Consider the following 17,484-nt stretch of genomic DNA (forward strand, 5'->3'; position numbering starts at 1 on the left):
AGGTGGGTTCAGGCTGCTTCGACGAGCCGCCAGCGCCTCGCCTTGAATTCGTGGCGTGGGAGACTGTTCGGCTCGGCGAGTTGCACAGGAATGCGTAGAGAAAACGTGTCGCGCAGTTTTGCTTCGATGCGTTTGAGCATCGGCTTGGCGACATTGCCGTCCACTTCGACGAGCAGTTCGATCTCATCCATCGCCTCCACCTTGCGCTGCTCCACCATGAACTCGATCACTTCGGGAAACTGCCGCACCACGGCCTCGATGGCGCTGGGGTAGATGTTCACACCGCGCACCACGACCATGTCATCCACACGGCTCAGGATGCCGCCGTCGAGAATCAACCGGCCTCGGTGAGTTTTCTTCTTCACCCAATCGCCGGTGCGGTAGCGCAGCAGCGGGCAGGCCGTGCGGTCCAGCGTGGAAAGAATCAATTCCCCGCACTCGCCATCCTCCACTTCCTTGCCTGTGATCGGATCAACGATCTCTGACAGGTAAGCCTCCTCTATCACGATGAGCTGCCGCGGCATGTCCTCGGCCTCATAGCTCACCGGGCCGACCTCGGTCATGCCGTGATGATCAAACACACGCGCGTCCCAGAGCTTTTCCAGCCGCTGCCGCACCTCGGGTACGCTGCCGCCAGTCTCTCCGGCCACGATGATCTTGTTGATGCGCAGGCTCATGCGCTCCACACCCGAGGGTTCGCCGATCATTTCCCCAAGACGCAGCGCATACGTCGGGGTGCAGCACAGCACTGTCGCGCCATAGCGTGCCATTGTCTCCAATCTTGCCTGACTGGACAACCCGCCCGCCGGAATGACGAGAAAATCCTTCGCCGCCGCTTCATACGCCGTCCAGAAACCGAGAAACGGTCCGAACGAGAACGCGAAGAAAATGCGGTCGCGTCCTTTCACCAGTCCGGCGGCCTCGAACACACGCTGCCAGCATTTCAGCATCGCTTCCCAGCTTTCCGGCGTGTCCACCCAGGCCATCGGCTCGCCCGTGCTGGTGCCGCTGGTCTGGCAGAAACGCGTGTATTGATGGATTGCTCGCGTCAGATTCGTGCCAAAGGGGGGATTTGCGAGACGATCCGCCTGAATGTCCGCCTTTGTCGTGAAAGGCACCTGCGCGATGAAATCCTCGATGCGGGTCATGCGGCTCACTTTCAGCTCCCACTCGCGGATTTTTTTGCCGTAAAAGCTATCCGTCGTGGCCAGATTGAGCACAATCGACCTCAGTTTGCGCCACTGGTTGGAGCGCAAACGAACTCGGTCGATCAATGGTGGGCCGTCCGACACGCTTGCAAGAGATGGCGAGGCATGGGGCAAGGTCAAGAAACCTGCGTGTCACCGCCGCTTTGTGGCGGTCGGCACCGCCAGTCTCTCATCTTCAAGCATGAAGTTTCCGCACGTCGATGCGCTGCATCAGCAGATGCTCGTGTCCCGGCTTCACGCTGACCACATCCTCGCCGGCGTTGGCGGCCTCGATGCAGAGAAATTCAGGATACGCCTCGTCGGGCAGATCAGTGAGGCGCTTCGACTTCTCGATCCAGGGGTTCCACACCACAGTGGCGAGGCTGCCGGCTTTTTCGATGACGAGTTCGCGGCCCCAGACCGGATCATGCACGATGACCGTGGCATCGGAGGCATAAAGACGATCCACCTCCTGGTCGATGATGATCGTGCTGTGCTGCGGGCGTTTATCGGGAGAGAGACGGCCTTCCACATACTGAGTGCCATGCAGACCGTGAATGCTGATTTTGCGCACGTCCTCGACATTGAGGTAAGTGTGCAGTGCTCCGGTCATGTCCCAGGCGGTGCTGCCGGTGTTCGTCACTTGCAGCGTGACTTGAAGTGAGGCGCCCATGTGAACATGCAGCCGTGCGGAGAACGCATGCGGCCAGAGCGCCTTCGTGGCGGCGGAATCTTGCAGCTTGAGCACAAGCTCCACTTCCGTGGCTGTCTCACGCGCCACATCGACCTCCCACATCAGGGTGCGCACAAAGCCATGCGCCGGTTTGGTTGCATCCGTCGGGTGCGGGCCAAACCAAGGCCAGCAGACCGGAATACCACCGCGAATCGGCTTGCCGGGTTCCAGCAGCGCCTCAGCGCTCATGTAAAGCACGGGATCATGCCCTTCGGGAATCCAATCCGTCACATGCGCACCATTCAAGGCGATGCGACCTGTGGCGGCAGGATGTTCGACGACGAGGATCGGGTAACCGGCGGGTTCTTCAATGAGCGAAACGGAAGGGGGGAGAGTCATGCGGACGGACTCATATCCTGAACCCCGCTGGCAGCAACTCCGCCATCGTCATCGCCAGCGGTTTTCCATCGCGCAGGAACCAAATCGTCGTTTCCGGGGCGGCAAACTCCGCGATCACCTGCCGGCACGCACCGCACGGCGGAAATTCCTGGCCGAGGGCGATGACCGCCAGCGATGCAATCCTCATCCCCGGCCCTTCCTCGGCCACGGCATGAAAAATCGTGTTCCGCTCCGCACAGATCGTCAGTCCATAGCTGGCATTCTCCACATTGCAGCCGGTGAAGATGTTCCCCTTCGTTGTCAGCAGCGCACAGCCGACCTGAAACTGCGAATACGGCGCATACGCTTTTTCAGCAACGGCTTTGGCGCGTTCAAGGAGATCGTGAGAGGCGGACATGGGTGAATCAAGGCTTCGGAACAACGGGAGTTGCAGGAGCAACAGGCTTCGGTTCTTCCTGCATCAAACCTGCCTTCACGAGTTGTGCACGCGCTTTGTCCGCCGTCTGGCGTCCGGCGGGGATGTCAAAGCCGAGCGTGTCGTAGTTCGGTTTGAAACCGTTGCCGTCGGCATCGACGTAGATCGGGTTGTTGTAGGCGCAGGGACGCATCTTGGCGTAGTCGCTGGTGCCGAAACCGATGGCCTCATTGCCATCCTCGTCGATGGCGACGACGATGAGATGCGCGTCGCTTTGCAGCGGGATGTGAATCTTCTCGGCAAACTTCACCACGCCGTCCTTGAACATCTGCGGATGAGACGCGCGGGTGAAATTCAGCGTGGGATCGGGCTTGGAGTTCACCAGCACCTGCACACGGTCGATGTCCATCCAGTCGGTGCATTGCACGCGGACGTTGAGGTCGATGCCGCCGGTGCAGCGGTCGTCATCACCAGCGATCTTGCCGTTCTGTGTCGTCACTTCGAGGAAAGGACCGGTGCTGAGCACAATGTGGCCCGCCTTGGCATGCGGGGCGAGTTCTGCCCAGTCGATCTTGGAGGGTTCATCCGTGCTTGAAGGCAGGTAGCAGCGCCAGCAGCCAACACCGTTGCCATAAACCGAATGCGCATCCGCCACACCGACGGCGGTGACGCGCAGACCTTGATTCAAAAGCTGCCGCCAGATGAATTCGCGTACAGAGGAGACTTTCATCGCAACTGCTCCTGCCGGACGGCTCAGGCGGAAAGGCGAATCAGCGAGGATGTCGGTGCCGACACCGTTTTCGCTCTCGGAGCCGTCGATCATGCCGCCGACTCCGACGAAACCGCCATCGGCGATGCCATCGCTGTCACGGTCGATGAACATGTTGCTCAAATCGGGGTGGTTGAACTGAATCCAACGGTCCGCACGCTCGCCTTGCCAGCGGCGCAGCGTCAACGCCGTGATGCGTGGATCATCATTCCAAACGGGAGCGCCACCATCCTGTTTGAGTGGATCAGGCTCAAACGGGAACGCATTGAAGTGCTGGCGGCTACCGGTGAGTTCCATGCCTTTGACCGTTTTGATGAAGGGTTCGAGTCCCAGTGCCTTGATCGTCGGTTCCCAGTCATAAAGGCGGTTGTGCTCCGTGGTCGGCGCGAATTCAAGATGCTCGACGGCGATGTTGATCACGCGTCCGTCCGTGTCGCACACGTTGTCGCCACTGGGGGTGCTGTGATTGTGGAAGTCGGCGCTGATCCAGCCCCTCGTGTCCACGAGACGCTTCAGCGTGCCTTTAAAGACGAACTCCTTCGCCGGTTCCACGATCACCTCTTTTTCGAGATGTGAGTATTCCGGCCCCCGTACGACCACGACGCGGTATTTGCCCGGCGGGAGCTGCTGCGTGAAGTGACCGTTCTCGCTGTGGTATTGATCCACGCAGCCATGCGCGCGGTGTTTCGGACCGAGATTGAGTTTCGGGGCGTTTTCATCGAGCGGCGCGAAGTGAGCCTTGCACGGGATGGGTTTGCCAGACTCGTCGGTGATGTCGAAACGGATGCGTGCAGCGGAGATAAGCGACACTTTCGGCACGGTGGTAGCGCCTTCAGCCACAAGAACAGAAATCTTGGCCTGCGGACGCCCCAGATCTTCAATGACGATCTCCGTCTGAACCTGCGGCAGCTTGAGACTGAATTTGCCCTCGGTGTCGGCGTAACCAGAGATCGTCTTCGTGCCATCGGGCACGAGAATCGTGGCTGTGGAGACGCCTTTGCCATTCGTATCGACGATCTGCCCGCTCACATTGCCAAGTTTGACACCTTTGACCGCACGAACTTCGCCCACCGCCTGCGCGGGCGACGTGCCAACGGCGAAGAAGCGCGAGATGACGACTTCCTGTTTCGGAGCGAGCTCGATGGTGTCGTCGCGCTTCTCGATGCCGGTGACATTCAGCGTGCCGACCGCGTAGCCGCATTTGTGCGCGGGATTGATCGCATCCGTCCAGAAAATGCCGTCACTGCTCATGCCGGTGGAGTCGAAGCGCGTGAAGTCGGCCTTGGTATTCACCTTCTGCGGTTTGTCGGTCTCGTTGCGCAGCACGGTGGTGATGAAGATGCCTTGTACACCGTCTTTGACGCGATATTCGTGCCGCTTGAAGACGCCGCCGTTCTTCGCGGCGGTGGTGACGGATTCCACGGCGGCGCTGCCGTCCTCTTTGACATTGGCGATCTTCACATAGCTCACCGGACCGTGGCCACACGGGGCGTAAATGACGAGCTGGTCATTCGCTGCGCCACGCAGTGACAAATCATAAAGACAACCAGGAGTGACGCCGTCCTCGCCGTAAAACGTGCTCATGTTCGCGCGGCGGTTCGGCGCGTTATGTGAGATGACAGCCTCCACCTTGTCGCTGCGCAAAACGAAGTCGCCCAGAATACCATCAGCCTCCTTGCCGCCTGGAAGCTCTTTCTCGCGACCAAGTGAGGCTTCGAAAACTTCGGCAGCATTCAAGCTGTTGGTGAGGAGGACGAGAAACAGGAGGGCGGTTGGCTTCATGGTTGGCGAATGAGTTCATACCAAACGACGACGTGAGAGTCATCTTGTGATTGCGCCCAATATTGTTAATCTCGCGCGCATGCCCACCGCACCTCAACGCCTCGCCTGGCTCGATCTGTTCCGTGGCCTCGCGGTTTTGGGCATGGTCTGGACGCACTCAGCGCACACGTTTCTCGATGTGACGCTGCAAAAAACGGCGTGGTTTCACGAGATGGACTACTACCACGGCCTGATTGCGCCCGCGTTCTTCTGGATCGCAGGATTCGTGCGCGCCCATGTGACAATTGGAAAATCAAAGCCTGCGTGGCCTGCGTTCAAACGCCTGCTGCTAGTGCTGCTCATCGGTTATGCGATGCATGTGCCGTGGCACACTCTGCTCATGGCCGAATCATGGCGTGATGCCTGCAAAGTCGATGTGCTGCACTGCCTCGCCATCAGCGGCATGCTGATGCTGTTTGCGGAGCGCTTCGGCCGCTGGCGGAATGCGGTGGCGGCAGTGTTGCTCGTCTTCTTTGTTGGTCTGCAAACGTCCGCCGAAAGCTGGCACACAGGCGTGCTGTTCATTGATCAGTATTTCAATCGCAATCAGGGTTCGCTGTTCGCGCTCTTCCCCTGGGTGGGCTTCGGACTGGCGGGATTTTTGACGCGGAGCCTCTGGAACGGCGCTCAAAACCGCAACGCGGCGCTCACCTTCGTTCTGGGTGCGTTGCTGGCCTTCGTGCAGCCGTATTCGCCCTGGCCAGGCGGTGCGCCGGAGTTTTTCCTGGAGCGTCTCGGCTGGGTGATGATGGCCGCTGTGTTCGTGGCCTGTGTGGCGGATCGAATCAGCGCCGCCACCGGCTGGCTGCGACTCGCCGGACGTGAATCGCTGCTGCTCTATGTGGTTCACCTGATGCTGATTCATGCCGTTCCCTTGCCCAAACAAGCGCTGCAACAACTCATCGGCATGACGCAGCCGCTTTGGGTGGTGTTCTTGATCTTCGTGGCGCTGTTTGCTGCTTCGCTGGCTTTGGGTTGGTGGAATGAGCGGCGCAAAGCACGGCAGTAGCAGGGCAGGGGGGGCAAATCGAGGTGTCAGGCAAGACCTTCTTGTGAGCGTCCGTAGTCTGCGACGCTCATGATTGCCCGCCAAAATGTCCTCTTGTTTGTTTTACTCAGCTCCTCGCTCGCTGCGGAGGAATTGAAGGTGAGTCCTGCTCAAGCGATGGGATTGCTGAAGACGCAGTGCATGGGCTGTCACAATGCGGAGAAGCAGAAAGGCGGCCTGTCGCTCGAAACGCGTGATCTGGCTCTGAAAGGCGGCGAAAACGGTTCCGCGCTCAAAGCGGGCGATGCTGCGCACAGTGCGCTGATCACGGCGCTTAGCGATCCGGGGGATGCGCACATGCCGCCGAAGAAGCAGATGCCGGAGAAGCAGATCAACCTGCTGAAGGCCTGGGTGAACGCGGGCGCGGCCTGGGATGATACGGCGCTGAAGAAATTCGGTGAACTGACACCGGCGGACAAGCTGGTCGCATTGCCCACCGGTCATGCGCCTTCGGCAGCGATCTCTTTGAGCAAGGATGGCAAGTGGCTGGCAACAGGCATTGGCAATCGCGTTGTGGTACGGGATTTGACCGCCAAAGACACCCCCATTATCGCCACGCTCGAAGGGCACAAGGATGTGATTCAATCGCTGGCCTGGAACAGCGATGCCACGCGTCTGGCGGCGGGTGGATACCGCAGCGTGCTCGTTTGGAATCCGGCAGATTGGAAAGTCACGCACACGCTGACCGCGCCGCTCGAAGGGCGCGTCACTGGCATGACTTTCCTGCCTGACAATGCCACGCTGGTGCTCGCGGATGGTGCGACCAGTGTGAAGGGCGTGCTGCATCGCTGGAAACTCGGCGAGGCGAAGCCCGCGCAGAGCATCGACGCACATGTGGACAACATTTTGAGCCTTGTCGTCAGCCGTGATGGCAAACAGATCGCCACCGGCGGCGCGGACAACCTCGCCAAGGTGTGGGACGCGGCCACGTTCAAGGAGATCGCCAAGATCGAGGGCCATGTCGGCCACATCACCGCGCTCGGCTTCAATAACGACGGCAAGTGGCTCGCCACCGGCAGCGCGGACAAGGATCTCAAGGTCTGGGACATCGCCAGCAAGGAGATGCTGATGCTGCTGGGTGACAAATCAGCGGGCGTGAACGCGCTCATGTGGTCGCCGGACGCCACCAGCCTCACCTACCTCACCGAAAGCGGCGGCGTGCATGGCGTGACCGAGTTGAAGACCCATGACGGTGTGCGTCTGGCCTTCACCTCTGGCAAACAGAAAAAGCTGATCAGCTTCGAAGGTGTGCCCAACACCGCCGTGATGACTGCCGACGGCAAAAACATCTATGCCGCCATGCACAGCGGCGAAGTCATCAAGCTGGATGAGAAAGCGGCGCTGTCGAAGCTCGCCGCCACCACCGCGCCTCCGGCCGCCAAGCCCCCCACGCTCTCCTACACCAAGGACATCCTGCCCATCCTCACCAAGGCCGGTTGCAACCTCGGCTCCTGCCATGCGAAAGCGAGCGGACAGGCAGGCTTTCGCCTGTCGATCTTCGCCTTCGACCCGAAGACCGATTACATGGAGTTCGTGAACGATTCGCGCGGCCGCCGTGTCTTCCCCGCGTTGCCTGAGGACAGTCTCATCCTGCAAAAAGCCACGGTGCGCGTGCAGCACGAGGGTGGGCAGCGCTTTGAGCCGGATTCCGAGTCGGCGAAAACCGTCGCGGAGTGGATTCGGCAAGGCATGCCGTATGAAACGCCGAACCAGCCTGCGCTGGCGGGCATCGAGGTCACGCCGGGCGAGAAGACCTATCGCAAGAACGAGGAGCAGGTCTTGAAGGTGCTGGCGAAGTACAGCGACGGCTCCACCCGCGATGTGACGGCGCTGACGGATTACATCTCGTCCGAGAAAGCCATCGCAGCGGTCGATGAAACCGGAAAGCTCAAGACGAGCACGGAAAGCGGCGAGACCGTCATCGTGGCGCGTTACATGGGCCAGGTGGCGATCTCCCGCGTGGCGGTGCCTGCCGAAAAACTGTTCCCGCCAGAGCGCTATGCGACGCTGACCGTGCGCAACGAAATCGACAAGCTCGTCTATGCCCGCCTGCAAAAGCTCGGCCATCTGCCCAGCGAGACGTGCAGCGATGCGGAATTCCTGCGCCGCAGCACGCTGGATGCCATCGGCATGCTGCCGACCGTCGAAGAAGCACGCGCCTTCCTCGCCGACAAGAATCCGTCGAAGTATGAGCAGTGGGTCGCCCAACTGCTCGAACGCCCCGAGTGGGCCGATCACTGGGCCATCAAGTGGGGCGATCTCATTCGCCCGAATCCGTCGCGTGTCGGCGTGAAACCGGTCTATCTGCTGGATCAGTGGATCAGGCAAAGCTTCCGCGAGAACAAGCCCTGGGACCGCTTCACACGCGAACTCCTCACCGCCGAGGGCAACACGCACAAGAACGGTCCCGTGGCCATCTGGCGTGACAAACGCGACCCCATCGACGCCGCCACCTTCATCGGCCAGATATTCCTCGGCGTGCGCCTGGAGTGCGCGAAGTGCCACCATCACCCGACCGAGAAGTGGGACCAGACCGACTACTACCAGATGGCCGCGTTCTTCACGCAGATGAAGCGCAAGGGCCAGGGCATCTCCGCGCCGATCAGCGGCGAGCCCGAGCAGATGTGGTTCGCTCCCGGCAATGCCAGCATTGAGCATCCCGTCACCAAGGCCTCGCTGAAACCACGGCCGCCTGCCGACAAGGAAATCCCCATCGCCGAAACGCAGGACCCGCGCGCCGTGCTGTCCGATTGGATGACGAACCCCAAGAACCCCTACTTCGCGCGGGCCGTGGTGAACCGCACTTGGTCCAGCTTCATGGGCCGTGGCATCGTCGATCCCGTGGATGACTTCCGCGCCTCGAATCCGCCCTCCAACGGTCCACTGCTCGAATGGTTGGCACAGGATTTTGTGAAGCACGGCTACAATTTGAAACACCTCATGCGCACCATCATGCTGTCGCAGACCTATCGTCTCAGCAGCCTGCCAAACGAGACGAACGTGGCCGATTTGAAAAACTATAGCCGCAGCTACCGCCGCCGCCTGCCCGCCGAAACACTGCTCGATGCCGTCTGTGCCGTCACCGAGGTCAGGGAAACCTTCTCCGGCCTGCCACCCGACGCGCTGGCGAAGCAGACCTGGAATCACAAGCTGGAAAGCCAGTTCATGGACGCCTTTGGCCGTCCCAACGCCAGTTCGGAGTGCCCATGCGAACGCGATGCGAAACCGAGCGTCGTTCAGGCCCTGCACCTCATGAATTCCAACAAGCTGCAGGACATGCTCGTCAGCAGCAAGGGCCGCGTGACGCGTCTCTCCAAGAGCACACTGACACCGCAGCAGATTGTCGAGGAGTTGTATCTCGCTTCCTTTGCTCGTCTGCCCACGGCGGAAGAATCAGCCATCGCAGGCAAGGCCATCGACGTTGGTGTCGCGAATCGTCAGGCCGCCATCGAAGACGTGCTGTGGAGTCTGCTGAACTCGGCGGAGTTCGTGTTCAATCATTGAGGTGTTTTTTCATGAACCTTGCGTATGGCTTCACACACTCAGGCCCTGCTTTGAATGCCAAAGAACTCAAATTGCTCGAAGACGAACTCGGCTGTGCATTTCCCGATTCCTACAAAAAATTCATGCTTCATGTGAACGGTGGCTGTCCCGACCATGAGGTCTTTGATAACCCACCAGAGCCGTCTTTTGTTATTCAACGATTGTTTCCACTCGGAGGAGAAAAACCCTTCGAGCTGCGGAATATGAATATCCATGGAACAGATTTACCCAAAGGTCTGTTGGACATTGGAAGGTCGCTGTGTGGAGACGCTCTAGCTCTATGTGTATCGGGAGAAAACTACGGCAAGCTTTACTGGCAAGACCACGAACTGGCTGAATCCCCAGACGATTTGGAGGCGATGCATCTGCTCTGCGATAATTTCGGGACTTTCGTTGCAGCGTTGAGGCCACTACATGAAATCTCCTGAACTCGGCGGAATTCGTGTTCAATCATTGAGAGAGCATTCTTCCAGCGCCTCGCAAGAACCCATGCTCACGCCCGTAATTTACAGGTCTTTTCCCCCACGAATGTCTCGCCTCACCCATAACTGCGCCGGCCACATGCGACGCGATTTTCTAAAGCTAGGTCTCACTGCCGCAGGCGGTGGCTTGGGCTTTACAGATTTGCTGCGCGCCCGGGCGATGGCGGCGCAGGCTCCGCAGCCGTCGATTGCGCGGCCAGTGAACTGCATCCTGGTGTGGATGGACGGCGGGCCTTCGCACTACGAGATGTTTGACCCGAAGCCGGACGCGCCGAGCGACATTCGCGGTCAGTTCAAACCGATACCCACCAGCGTGCCGGGTGTGCATTTCTCCGAGTGTGTGCCGAATCTCGCGAAGGCGGCGGACAAGTTCACCGTGCTGCGCAGCGTGACGCACAAGGATCCGAATCACGGCGGCGGGAATCATTACATGATGACCGGTGCACCGACTCCAGTGCCAGTCGGCTGTGGAGCCTTTGTGACCTTCCATCCGTCCTTTGGCAGCGTGGTGAGCTACAAGCGCGGTGTGCAGAATGGTCTGCCCGCGTACATGACGCTGCCGAGCATCACCCGCAGCGGTGGCCCGAATTTCCTTGGCGCGGAGCATGCGCCGTTCGTCGCCGGAGGTGATCCGAACTCGAAGGGATTCAAGGTGCGCGATGTGGTGCTGCCGACGGACATTTCTGATGCACGTGGACTGGCCCGTCGTGAACTGCGTCACTCACTGGACCGCATGAAGCGTCTGAACGACGCCGTGGCGGAAGATCCGGCCGTGAGTTTCGACACGTTCTACGGCCAGGCAGTCGATTTGATCGCGTCGAAGCCTGCGCAGGAGGCTTTTGACATCTCACGCGAAGACGACAAGACGCGTGATCTTTATGGCCGCAATGATTTGGGCCAGCGCATGCTGCTTGCACGCCGCCTCGTGGAGGTGGGCGTGCCGTTTGTCACCGTGAACTACGGCGGATGGGATCATCACCGCGACCTGTTCAAGACCTGCAAAGGTGAGTTCATGCAGAAATTTGACCAAGGCATGTCCGCCTTGATCACAGACCTCGACCGCCGTGGCCTGCTGGAAAGCACGCTGGTCGTTGCTCTCGGAGAATTTGGCCGCACACCGAAGATCAACAAGGACAACGGTCGCGACCACTGGCCTGGCGCGATGAACATCCTCTTCGCAGGCGCGGGAGTCCCACGCGGCGGCATCATTGGTGCCACCGATCCCAAGGGCTACTACGCCAGCGACAACATCTACTCGCCGGAGGATTTCGCCGTCACACTTTACTCGAAGCTCGGCATTGATCCGCATCAAGTTCTTCACACCAACACCGGAAGGCCCGTGCAGCTCATCAATGGCGGCAGGCAGATCCGCGAGCTGTTTGCGTGATGCGTGGTGAAATGACGAATGCAAAATGCCGAATGACGAATGGCGTCCGAATTCTGGCATTCGTCATTCTGCATTCGTCCTTCGTCATTCCTTCGCTGGCGGCTCCTCCTGGCTTTGAGAACATCTTTCCAGCCGGCGGCCAGATCGGTGCGCGTGTCGAGGTAAAGGTGGCCGGCGCCGGTTTGGAAAAAAACTCGCCCCAGGCTTGGTCGAGTGATCCCAAGGTTGTGGTGCTTGCCGGTGATGAGCCGAAGAAGTTTTTCATCAGCATCGCCAAGGACGCCGTGCCAGGGCCATGTCTCATTCGTCTTCACACGGACGCTGGTGCCACGCCGCCACGCATCATCGAAGTCGGCAAGTTCGAGGAGTTGCTGGAAAAAGAGCCCAATGACGCCCTCGCCGACCTCAAAACGGACGACGCCAAGATGAATGTGATGATCAACGGCGTGCTGCAGAAAGCCGGTGATGTCGATACGCACGCGCTTCGTGTGCAGAAGGGGAAAGCCATCCGGCTGGAGTTGCATGGCTATGCCTTGGGCTCGCCCATGGACCCTGCTTTGCGACTGCTGAACGAACGTGGGGTCGAAATCGCCGGCGGGCATGACACACATAATCTCGATCCGCGTATCGAGCACACACCTGCGACTGATGGAGTCCTGTTTGTGCAGGTCTTCGCCTTTGCCCACCCGCCTGCGGCTGATGTGGCGCTCAAAGGCAGCGCGAATCATGTTTATCGTCTCACTGTCACCGATGAGCCAAAGAAGGCGCCGCTGGTGAATGAACCGAAGACGCTCACGATTCCAGCCACCATCACTGGTTGCATCGCCAAGGCCCGTGAGGAGGATGTTTTCACCTTAACCGCGAAGAAAGGTGATGATTTGCAGATCAACGTGCGCGCCCAGGCAATTCGCAGCCCGCTGGATGCGACACTGCGCATCGAGGACGCGGAGGGTAAATCTCTCCAGCAGGCCGATGATGGTGAGAATCTCGATCCTGCCTTGCGCTGGAAGGCTCCGAAGGATGGCGAGTTCAAACTGGTGGTCGCTGACCGTTTTCACCAAGGCAGCGTGGATCACGGCTACGAACTTACGGTGAAGCCTTTTGTGCCAACGCTCACAGGCACGCTCGACACGCATGCATACATGCTGGAGGCCGGCAAAACGGTTGAGGTGAAACTCAACGTGAAGGCGGGCGGCACATTCGCCGGAAAAATTCAGGCGCGTGCGGCTCAACTGCCCGTTGGGGTCACCGCCGATCTCGTCGATGTTCCGGCGAAAGGCGGGGAGGTGAAGCTCACGCTCAAGGCTGCGCCAGAAGCTGCCGCCAGCCAGGCTCCGTTTGCCGTTGAGATCGTCACCAGCGCACCGGATGCGGTGCAGACCGTGCTGGCGAGTTATGCGATTCCTTTCACCGAGCCGCGTGGCGATTTACTCATCACGTCTGACACGCATCCATGGCTCACGGTCACAGCGAAGAAGCCGTAGCGATCCCCCAACCGCCGCCGCCGGGCGTTTCGATGATCACATGGTCTCCCGCCTGCGCTTCAAACGTCGTGCAGCCGTCGAGGAGGGTGCGGGTTCCCTGCCTGAGCAGCGTTTGGCGGCCGGTTCGCCCCGCAGAACCGCCATGCAGGCCAAACGGAGCCTCCACGCGATGCTGGGTGAGCAAACTGACCGTAAGCGGCTTCTCGAATTCAAATTCGCGGATCACACCATCGCCACCGCGCCACTGACCGGCACCGCCGGAGCCGCGACGAATCGCAAACTGGCGCAAACGCACCGGATAGCGCTGCTCGATGATCTCAGGATCGGTGATCCCCGTGTTCGTCATGTGCGTGTGCAGAGCGTGTGAGCCGTCGTAGCCATCACCAGCGCCGGAACCACCGGCAATCGTCTCGTAGTAGCCAAACTGGCCGCCGCCGAAGAGAAAATTGTTCATCGTGCCCTGGCTGCATGACTGGAGGTCGAGCGCCTTGATGAGTGTGTCCACGAGTCGCTGGCTGACCTCGACATTGCCGCCGACCACCGCTGGATCTTGGGTGGCATCGCCGGTGAAGGTGGGATTGAGCAAAGAAGTCGGCGTGATGATCTCGACAGGATCGAGCAGGCCTTCGTTGAGCGGCAGATCCTCTTGTAACATCAACCGCATCACATACAGCACCGCGCTGCGCACGACGGCGGTGGTGGCATTGAGATTGCGCGGATGCACGTCGGAGGTGCCGGTGAAGTCGAGAATGAGCTTCCCATCGGCCTTGCGCATTGAAACAGCGATCTGGGCCCCATCGTCGAGTTTTTCGACGGCGGAGATCGAATCAAGCAGGCGCTTGATCTGGCCGCGCATGACGGCTGCGGAGTGGTCGAGGATGCCTTGCATCGCTTCGGCCAGCGAATCGTCGGCCAGCGCCTTCAAACGCTCCACGCCATGCAGATTGGCCGCGAGCTGGGCATGCAGGTCGGCGAGGTTGTCCGCCAGATTGCGTGTGGGATGCAGTGCTGAGGTCAGCAGGGCGCTGATCTCATCGAAACAGGATTTGCCTCCGCGAATCAGATGTCGTGGTGCGATGACGACGCCTTCTTGAATCAATCGAGTCGCGTTCGCCGGCATCGAGCCGGGTGTGATGCCGCCGATCTCGGCGTGATGCGCCCGATTGGCGATGTAACCGATGAGCTGGTTGTTTGAATCGAACACCGGCGTGATGAGAGTGACATCCGGCAGATGCGATCCGCCAAATGCCGGATGATTCGTGATGATGGTGTCTCCCGGCTGCATTGAGACAGCTTTGGCGACTTCGCGAACGCACACGCCGAGCGCGCCGAGATGCACGGGGATGTGCGGGGCGCTGGAAAGCAGTCTTCCTTGCGGATCGAGCAACGCGCAGGAAAAATCGAGTCGTTCGCGGATGTTGGTCGAAATGGCGGTGCGGCGCAGCAGCGCGCCCATGTCGCTGACGATGGAGTGGAAGCGATGCCTCAGGAGATCGCGTTCGAGCGTTGGGGCGGGTTTGGGGATTTGATTGCCGCGCAGGACATGGCCGAATCCTTCGACGCGCTCGACGCTCCACCCTGGAGTGACCACGATGGTGGAGAAGGCATCTTGAATGAGCGCGGGCGTGGGGGCGAGGGGAATGCTGTGGCGCAGAATGGGGGGGACGGGAGTCTCCCCCTCCTTGATGATGAGACGAATGCTGACGAGTTCGATTTCTCGATTCGCGGGCGGTGGGTAGCCGAACAGGCGCTCATAGGCAGCGCGATAGAGATGCGGGAGGTCGTGCGGGTTCTTGAACTCGACTTGCAGTGGCGTGTCCTGGCCTTTGAGTCGGAGTTCGGCGATTTGCGTGGTGTTCTCTGATGAATCCAACTCATCCGGGTGGTACTCGGCCAGCGGGATGCGGTGTTCTTTTTCGATGATTTGCTCCGGCACCGCTTCCTGCAAACCGACCGCACTCAAGATGCCTGCGTGTTCAGGCACAAGAATCGTCTGCATGCCGAGCGCCTCAGCGACTGCGCACGCATGCTGCGGACCGGCGCCGCCGAAGGCGAGGAGAGCATGATCGGCAGGATCGTAGCCTTCGCCGATGGAGATGCGGCGGATGGCATCGGTCATGTTCTCGATGGCGAGGCGAAGCAACGCATGAAGCAGCTCAGTTTCGCTCAAGGAACCGTCGGTTTGCGTGTGGAGTTCGTTCAGTCGATATTTTGCAGCTTCGATGTCGAGCGGGATCGGTGCCTTGGCGGGATCGAAGCGGCCGAGCAGCAAGTTAACATCCGTGATGGTCAGCGGGCCACCTTTGCCGTAGCAAGCCGGGCCGGGATTCGATCCGGCGCTCTCAGGGCCGACGGCGAGACCGTGGTGAGTCAGGCGGCAGATGGAGCCGCCGCCTGCGGCGACGGTTTCGATGGCGACGCAGGGGGCGAGCAACTTCATGCCCGCGACTTCCTGGCTGAAACGATAGCCGGGCCGTGTCTCGATGCGCGCCACATCGGTGCTGGTGCCACCCATGTCGAAGGTGATGATCTTCGTGATGCCGAGCCTGCGCGCCGCATTCGACGCGCCAATGGCACCGCCGGCAGGGCCGCTGAGGAGCATGTCTTTGGGACGGATGTCGTCTGCGGTCTTGAGGCCACCCGCGCTCGTCATGACCTGCATGTCTGGTGAGACGCGGCGGATGCCGTTCAAGAACGACTGCACGGGCGCGTGCAAATACGCATCCGCCACGGTGCTTTGCGTGCGTGGCAGTAACTTGGCGAAGGCGGCGGTCTGGTGCGAGAGCGTGAGATGGGTGAAACCGCATTCGCGCAGGATTTCGGCGACACGAAGCTCGTGCTGCGGATGCGCGTGGCCGTGAAGCAGCGAAATGGCGGCGGTGGTGATGCCTTGGGCGATGCAATCGAGCGCGGCAGCGCGAACTGTGGTTTCATCGAGTGCTTCGATCACTTCACCGGAGACGCTGACGCGCTCCGGCACTCCGCAGGCGATCTCATGGAAGATGGGGCGCGGTTCGTGTGCGAGAGCGAACAGATCGCCACGGCGTTGGTCGCCGATGTGCAGCAAATCGGCGAAGCCACGAGTGATGAAGAGAGCGATGCGGCCGCCTTTGCGTTCCAGCAGCGCGTTGGTGGCACGCGTGGTGGCGATGCGCAGGCTCAGAGGCGGGAAATCGTGGCCTGGTGGTGTGTTCGTGAGGATTCTTGTGCCAAGGACGGGAGCTTCCTCGCCGGTGGTGAGTTCGAGGAGCGTGCCGGGCTGCCAGGATTGTTCTAATGCATCCAGAGTGAGCGGATCGTCGTCCGTGATGATTCGATGAACGGAATCTCCGACGGCTTTGATCTGGAAACCGATCAGAAAGCGGCTGGGCAGGGGAGGGAGTCCTGTGAGTCGGACAAGAGTGTCCGTCTTACTTTCTAAAACTGCCCTGAGATGTCCGGTGGAGAGGATTTTGCAGCGTGATTCACGCCCCTGCGGGTCGAGGGCGTGACAGTCGGTGAAGGTGCCGCCGGTGTCCGCTGCGATGCGCCAGTTCACGGTTGCTTGGGCTGGTCCTTCGGCTTGCTGAGATCCATGTCCGGCACCCAGCGCAGTTCTTTGAAGGCGTCGTAGTAAGGTTCGCAGTTTGGGCCTTTGAAAACGGCTACGCCGCGTTGCACCCATTCGTTGGCCTTGGCGGTGTCGCTCAAATCAAAGGCGAGCGCGGCTTTGCTGAAATAGTAGGCGGGCGTGTCGTCCATGAAGGTGAAGTTGTCCGCCACGATCTGCTCGGCGGCGGGACGATGGCCGAGTTTCAGCTCACACAGCATGCGTTTGTAATGCACGAGGTGGCGGATGACCATGGGCAGCTTCGGGTAGTCCACGGTGAGCTTTGAGAAGGACTTCAAGGCTGTGTCGAAGTCGTGTTTCACGAAATAGTACTCGGCAAGGTTGAATTTGGGCAGCGGACTTTGCGGCTCGAGTTCCGACGCTTTTTCAAACTGCGGCAGCGCGAGATCGAAATCACGGCGTCGTGGGGCCAGGTAAATGTCGCCGCGCAGGGCGTAGATGTCGGCCAGGGACGGGGCGAGTTTTTCCGCCTCATCGAGTTTGGCGAGGGCATCGGAGTAGCGATGCTGGACACGCATGTCACGGGCTTCGGTGAGCAGTTTTCTCACTTCGTCGGACACCTTCGCGCGATCGGCGGCTGGCGCTGCGGTCTCCGGTGCTTGTGCAAGCGAGGAGGAAGCACCGAGTGTCAGGAAGAGGAAGGTTTTGATCAGTCTCATGGGCGGA

At 60.1% G+C, this 17,484-nt stretch carries 11 protein-coding genes; 5 read left to right on the forward strand and 6 right to left on the reverse strand.

From position 1 onward, the window contains the following. Window positions 1–8 precede the first annotated feature (8 nt). From U1A53_RS24645 to U1A53_RS24660, 4 genes are all read right to left on the reverse strand, one after another. A complete protein-coding gene (locus U1A53_RS24645) occupies window positions 9–1,256 on the reverse strand; it encodes an AMP-binding protein (RefSeq protein WP_322284545.1) in 1,248 nt (415 codons plus the stop codon). Between the two features lie 127 nt (window positions 1,257–1,383). Next, a complete protein-coding gene (locus U1A53_RS24650) occupies window positions 1,384–2,259 on the reverse strand; it encodes a D-hexose-6-phosphate mutarotase (protein WP_322284546.1) in 876 nt (291 codons plus the stop codon). Window positions 2,260–2,269: 10 nt separating this feature from the next. After that, entirely contained in the window at window positions 2,270–2,656 is a 387-nt protein-coding gene (gene cdd / locus U1A53_RS24655) for a cytidine deaminase (RefSeq protein ID WP_322284547.1), read from the reverse strand. 7 nt (window positions 2,657–2,663) lie between these two features. Then, a complete protein-coding gene (locus tag U1A53_RS24660) occupies window positions 2,664–5,225 on the reverse strand; it encodes a CehA/McbA family metallohydrolase (RefSeq protein WP_322284548.1) in 2,562 nt (853 codons plus the stop codon). Between the two features lie 79 nt (window positions 5,226–5,304). Here U1A53_RS24660 and U1A53_RS24665 point away from each other — a divergent pair, with 79 nt between their 5' ends. From U1A53_RS24665 to U1A53_RS24685, 5 genes are all read left to right on the forward strand, one after another. Continuing rightward, window positions 5,305–6,273, forward strand: a complete 969-nt coding sequence (locus U1A53_RS24665; protein ID WP_322284549.1) for a heparan-alpha-glucosaminide N-acetyltransferase domain-containing protein — start codon at window positions 5,305–5,307, stop codon at window positions 6,271–6,273. Window positions 6,274–6,342: 69 nt separating this feature from the next. Further along, window positions 6,343–9,816 carry a DUF1553 domain-containing protein gene (locus U1A53_RS24670; RefSeq protein WP_322284550.1) on the forward strand — a complete coding sequence of 1,158 codons (3,474 nt, stop codon included), beginning with the start codon at window positions 6,343–6,345 and terminating at the stop codon, window positions 9,814–9,816. 11 nt (window positions 9,817–9,827) lie between these two features. After that, window positions 9,828–10,283, forward strand: coding sequence for an SMI1/KNR4 family protein (locus tag U1A53_RS24675; RefSeq protein WP_322284551.1), 456 nt, complete (start codon window positions 9,828–9,830; stop codon window positions 10,281–10,283). A 100-nt stretch (window positions 10,284–10,383) separates the two neighbouring features. Further along, complete coding sequence (locus tag U1A53_RS24680; protein WP_322284552.1) at window positions 10,384–11,724, forward strand: DUF1501 domain-containing protein; 1,341 nt, start codon at window positions 10,384–10,386, stop codon at window positions 11,722–11,724. 32 nt (window positions 11,725–11,756) lie between these two features. Further along, entirely contained in the window at window positions 11,757–13,208 is a 1,452-nt protein-coding gene (locus U1A53_RS24685) for a PPC domain-containing protein (RefSeq protein ID WP_322284553.1), read from the forward strand. Here the strand turns inward: U1A53_RS24685 and U1A53_RS24690 are convergent. Both U1A53_RS24690 and U1A53_RS24695 read right to left on the reverse strand, forming a co-directional pair. After that, the gene (locus tag U1A53_RS24690) at window positions 13,189–16,746 is read right to left on the reverse strand and encodes a hydantoinase B/oxoprolinase family protein (protein ID WP_322284554.1); all 3,558 of its coding nucleotides are present in this window, start codon (window positions 16,744–16,746) and stop codon (window positions 13,189–13,191) included. The two genes, U1A53_RS24685 and U1A53_RS24690, sit on opposite strands and share 20 nt — an antisense overlap. Beyond that, on the reverse strand, window positions 16,743–17,477 hold the full coding sequence (locus U1A53_RS24695) for a hypothetical protein (RefSeq protein ID WP_322284555.1): 735 nt from the start codon (window positions 17,475–17,477) through the stop codon (window positions 16,743–16,745). The genes U1A53_RS24690 and U1A53_RS24695 overlap by 4 nt, the downstream gene beginning before the upstream one ends. Window positions 17,478–17,484: the final 7 nt, after the last annotated feature.

The sequence above is a fragment of the Prosthecobacter sp. genome, from assembly GCF_034366625.1.
In the GTDB taxonomy this organism is placed as follows: domain Bacteria; phylum Verrucomicrobiota; class Verrucomicrobiia; order Verrucomicrobiales; family Verrucomicrobiaceae; genus Prosthecobacter.

Coding starts and splice junctions, on each gene's coding strand:
- U1A53_RS24650 (WP_322284546.1), bottom strand. CDS start 2,259: ATGACTCTCCCCCCTTCCGTTTCGCTCATTGAAGAACCCGCCGGTTAC.
- U1A53_RS24660 (WP_322284548.1), bottom strand. CDS start 5,225: ATGAAGCCAACCGCCCTCCTGTTTCTCGTCCTCCTCACCAACAGCTTG.
- U1A53_RS24675 (WP_322284551.1), top strand. CDS start 9,828: ATGAACCTTGCGTATGGCTTCACACACTCAGGCCCTGCTTTGAATGCC.
- U1A53_RS24665 (WP_322284549.1), top strand. CDS start 5,305: ATGCCCACCGCACCTCAACGCCTCGCCTGGCTCGATCTGTTCCGTGGC.
- cdd (WP_322284547.1), bottom strand. CDS start 2,656: ATGTCCGCCTCTCACGATCTCCTTGAACGCGCCAAAGCCGTTGCTGAA.
- U1A53_RS24670 (WP_322284550.1), top strand. CDS start 6,343: ATGATTGCCCGCCAAAATGTCCTCTTGTTTGTTTTACTCAGCTCCTCG.
- U1A53_RS24680 (WP_322284552.1), top strand. CDS start 10,384: ATGTCTCGCCTCACCCATAACTGCGCCGGCCACATGCGACGCGATTTT.
- U1A53_RS24685 (WP_322284553.1), top strand. CDS start 11,757: ATGACGAATGGCGTCCGAATTCTGGCATTCGTCATTCTGCATTCGTCC.
- U1A53_RS24695 (WP_322284555.1), bottom strand. CDS start 17,477: ATGAGACTGATCAAAACCTTCCTCTTCCTGACACTCGGTGCTTCCTCC.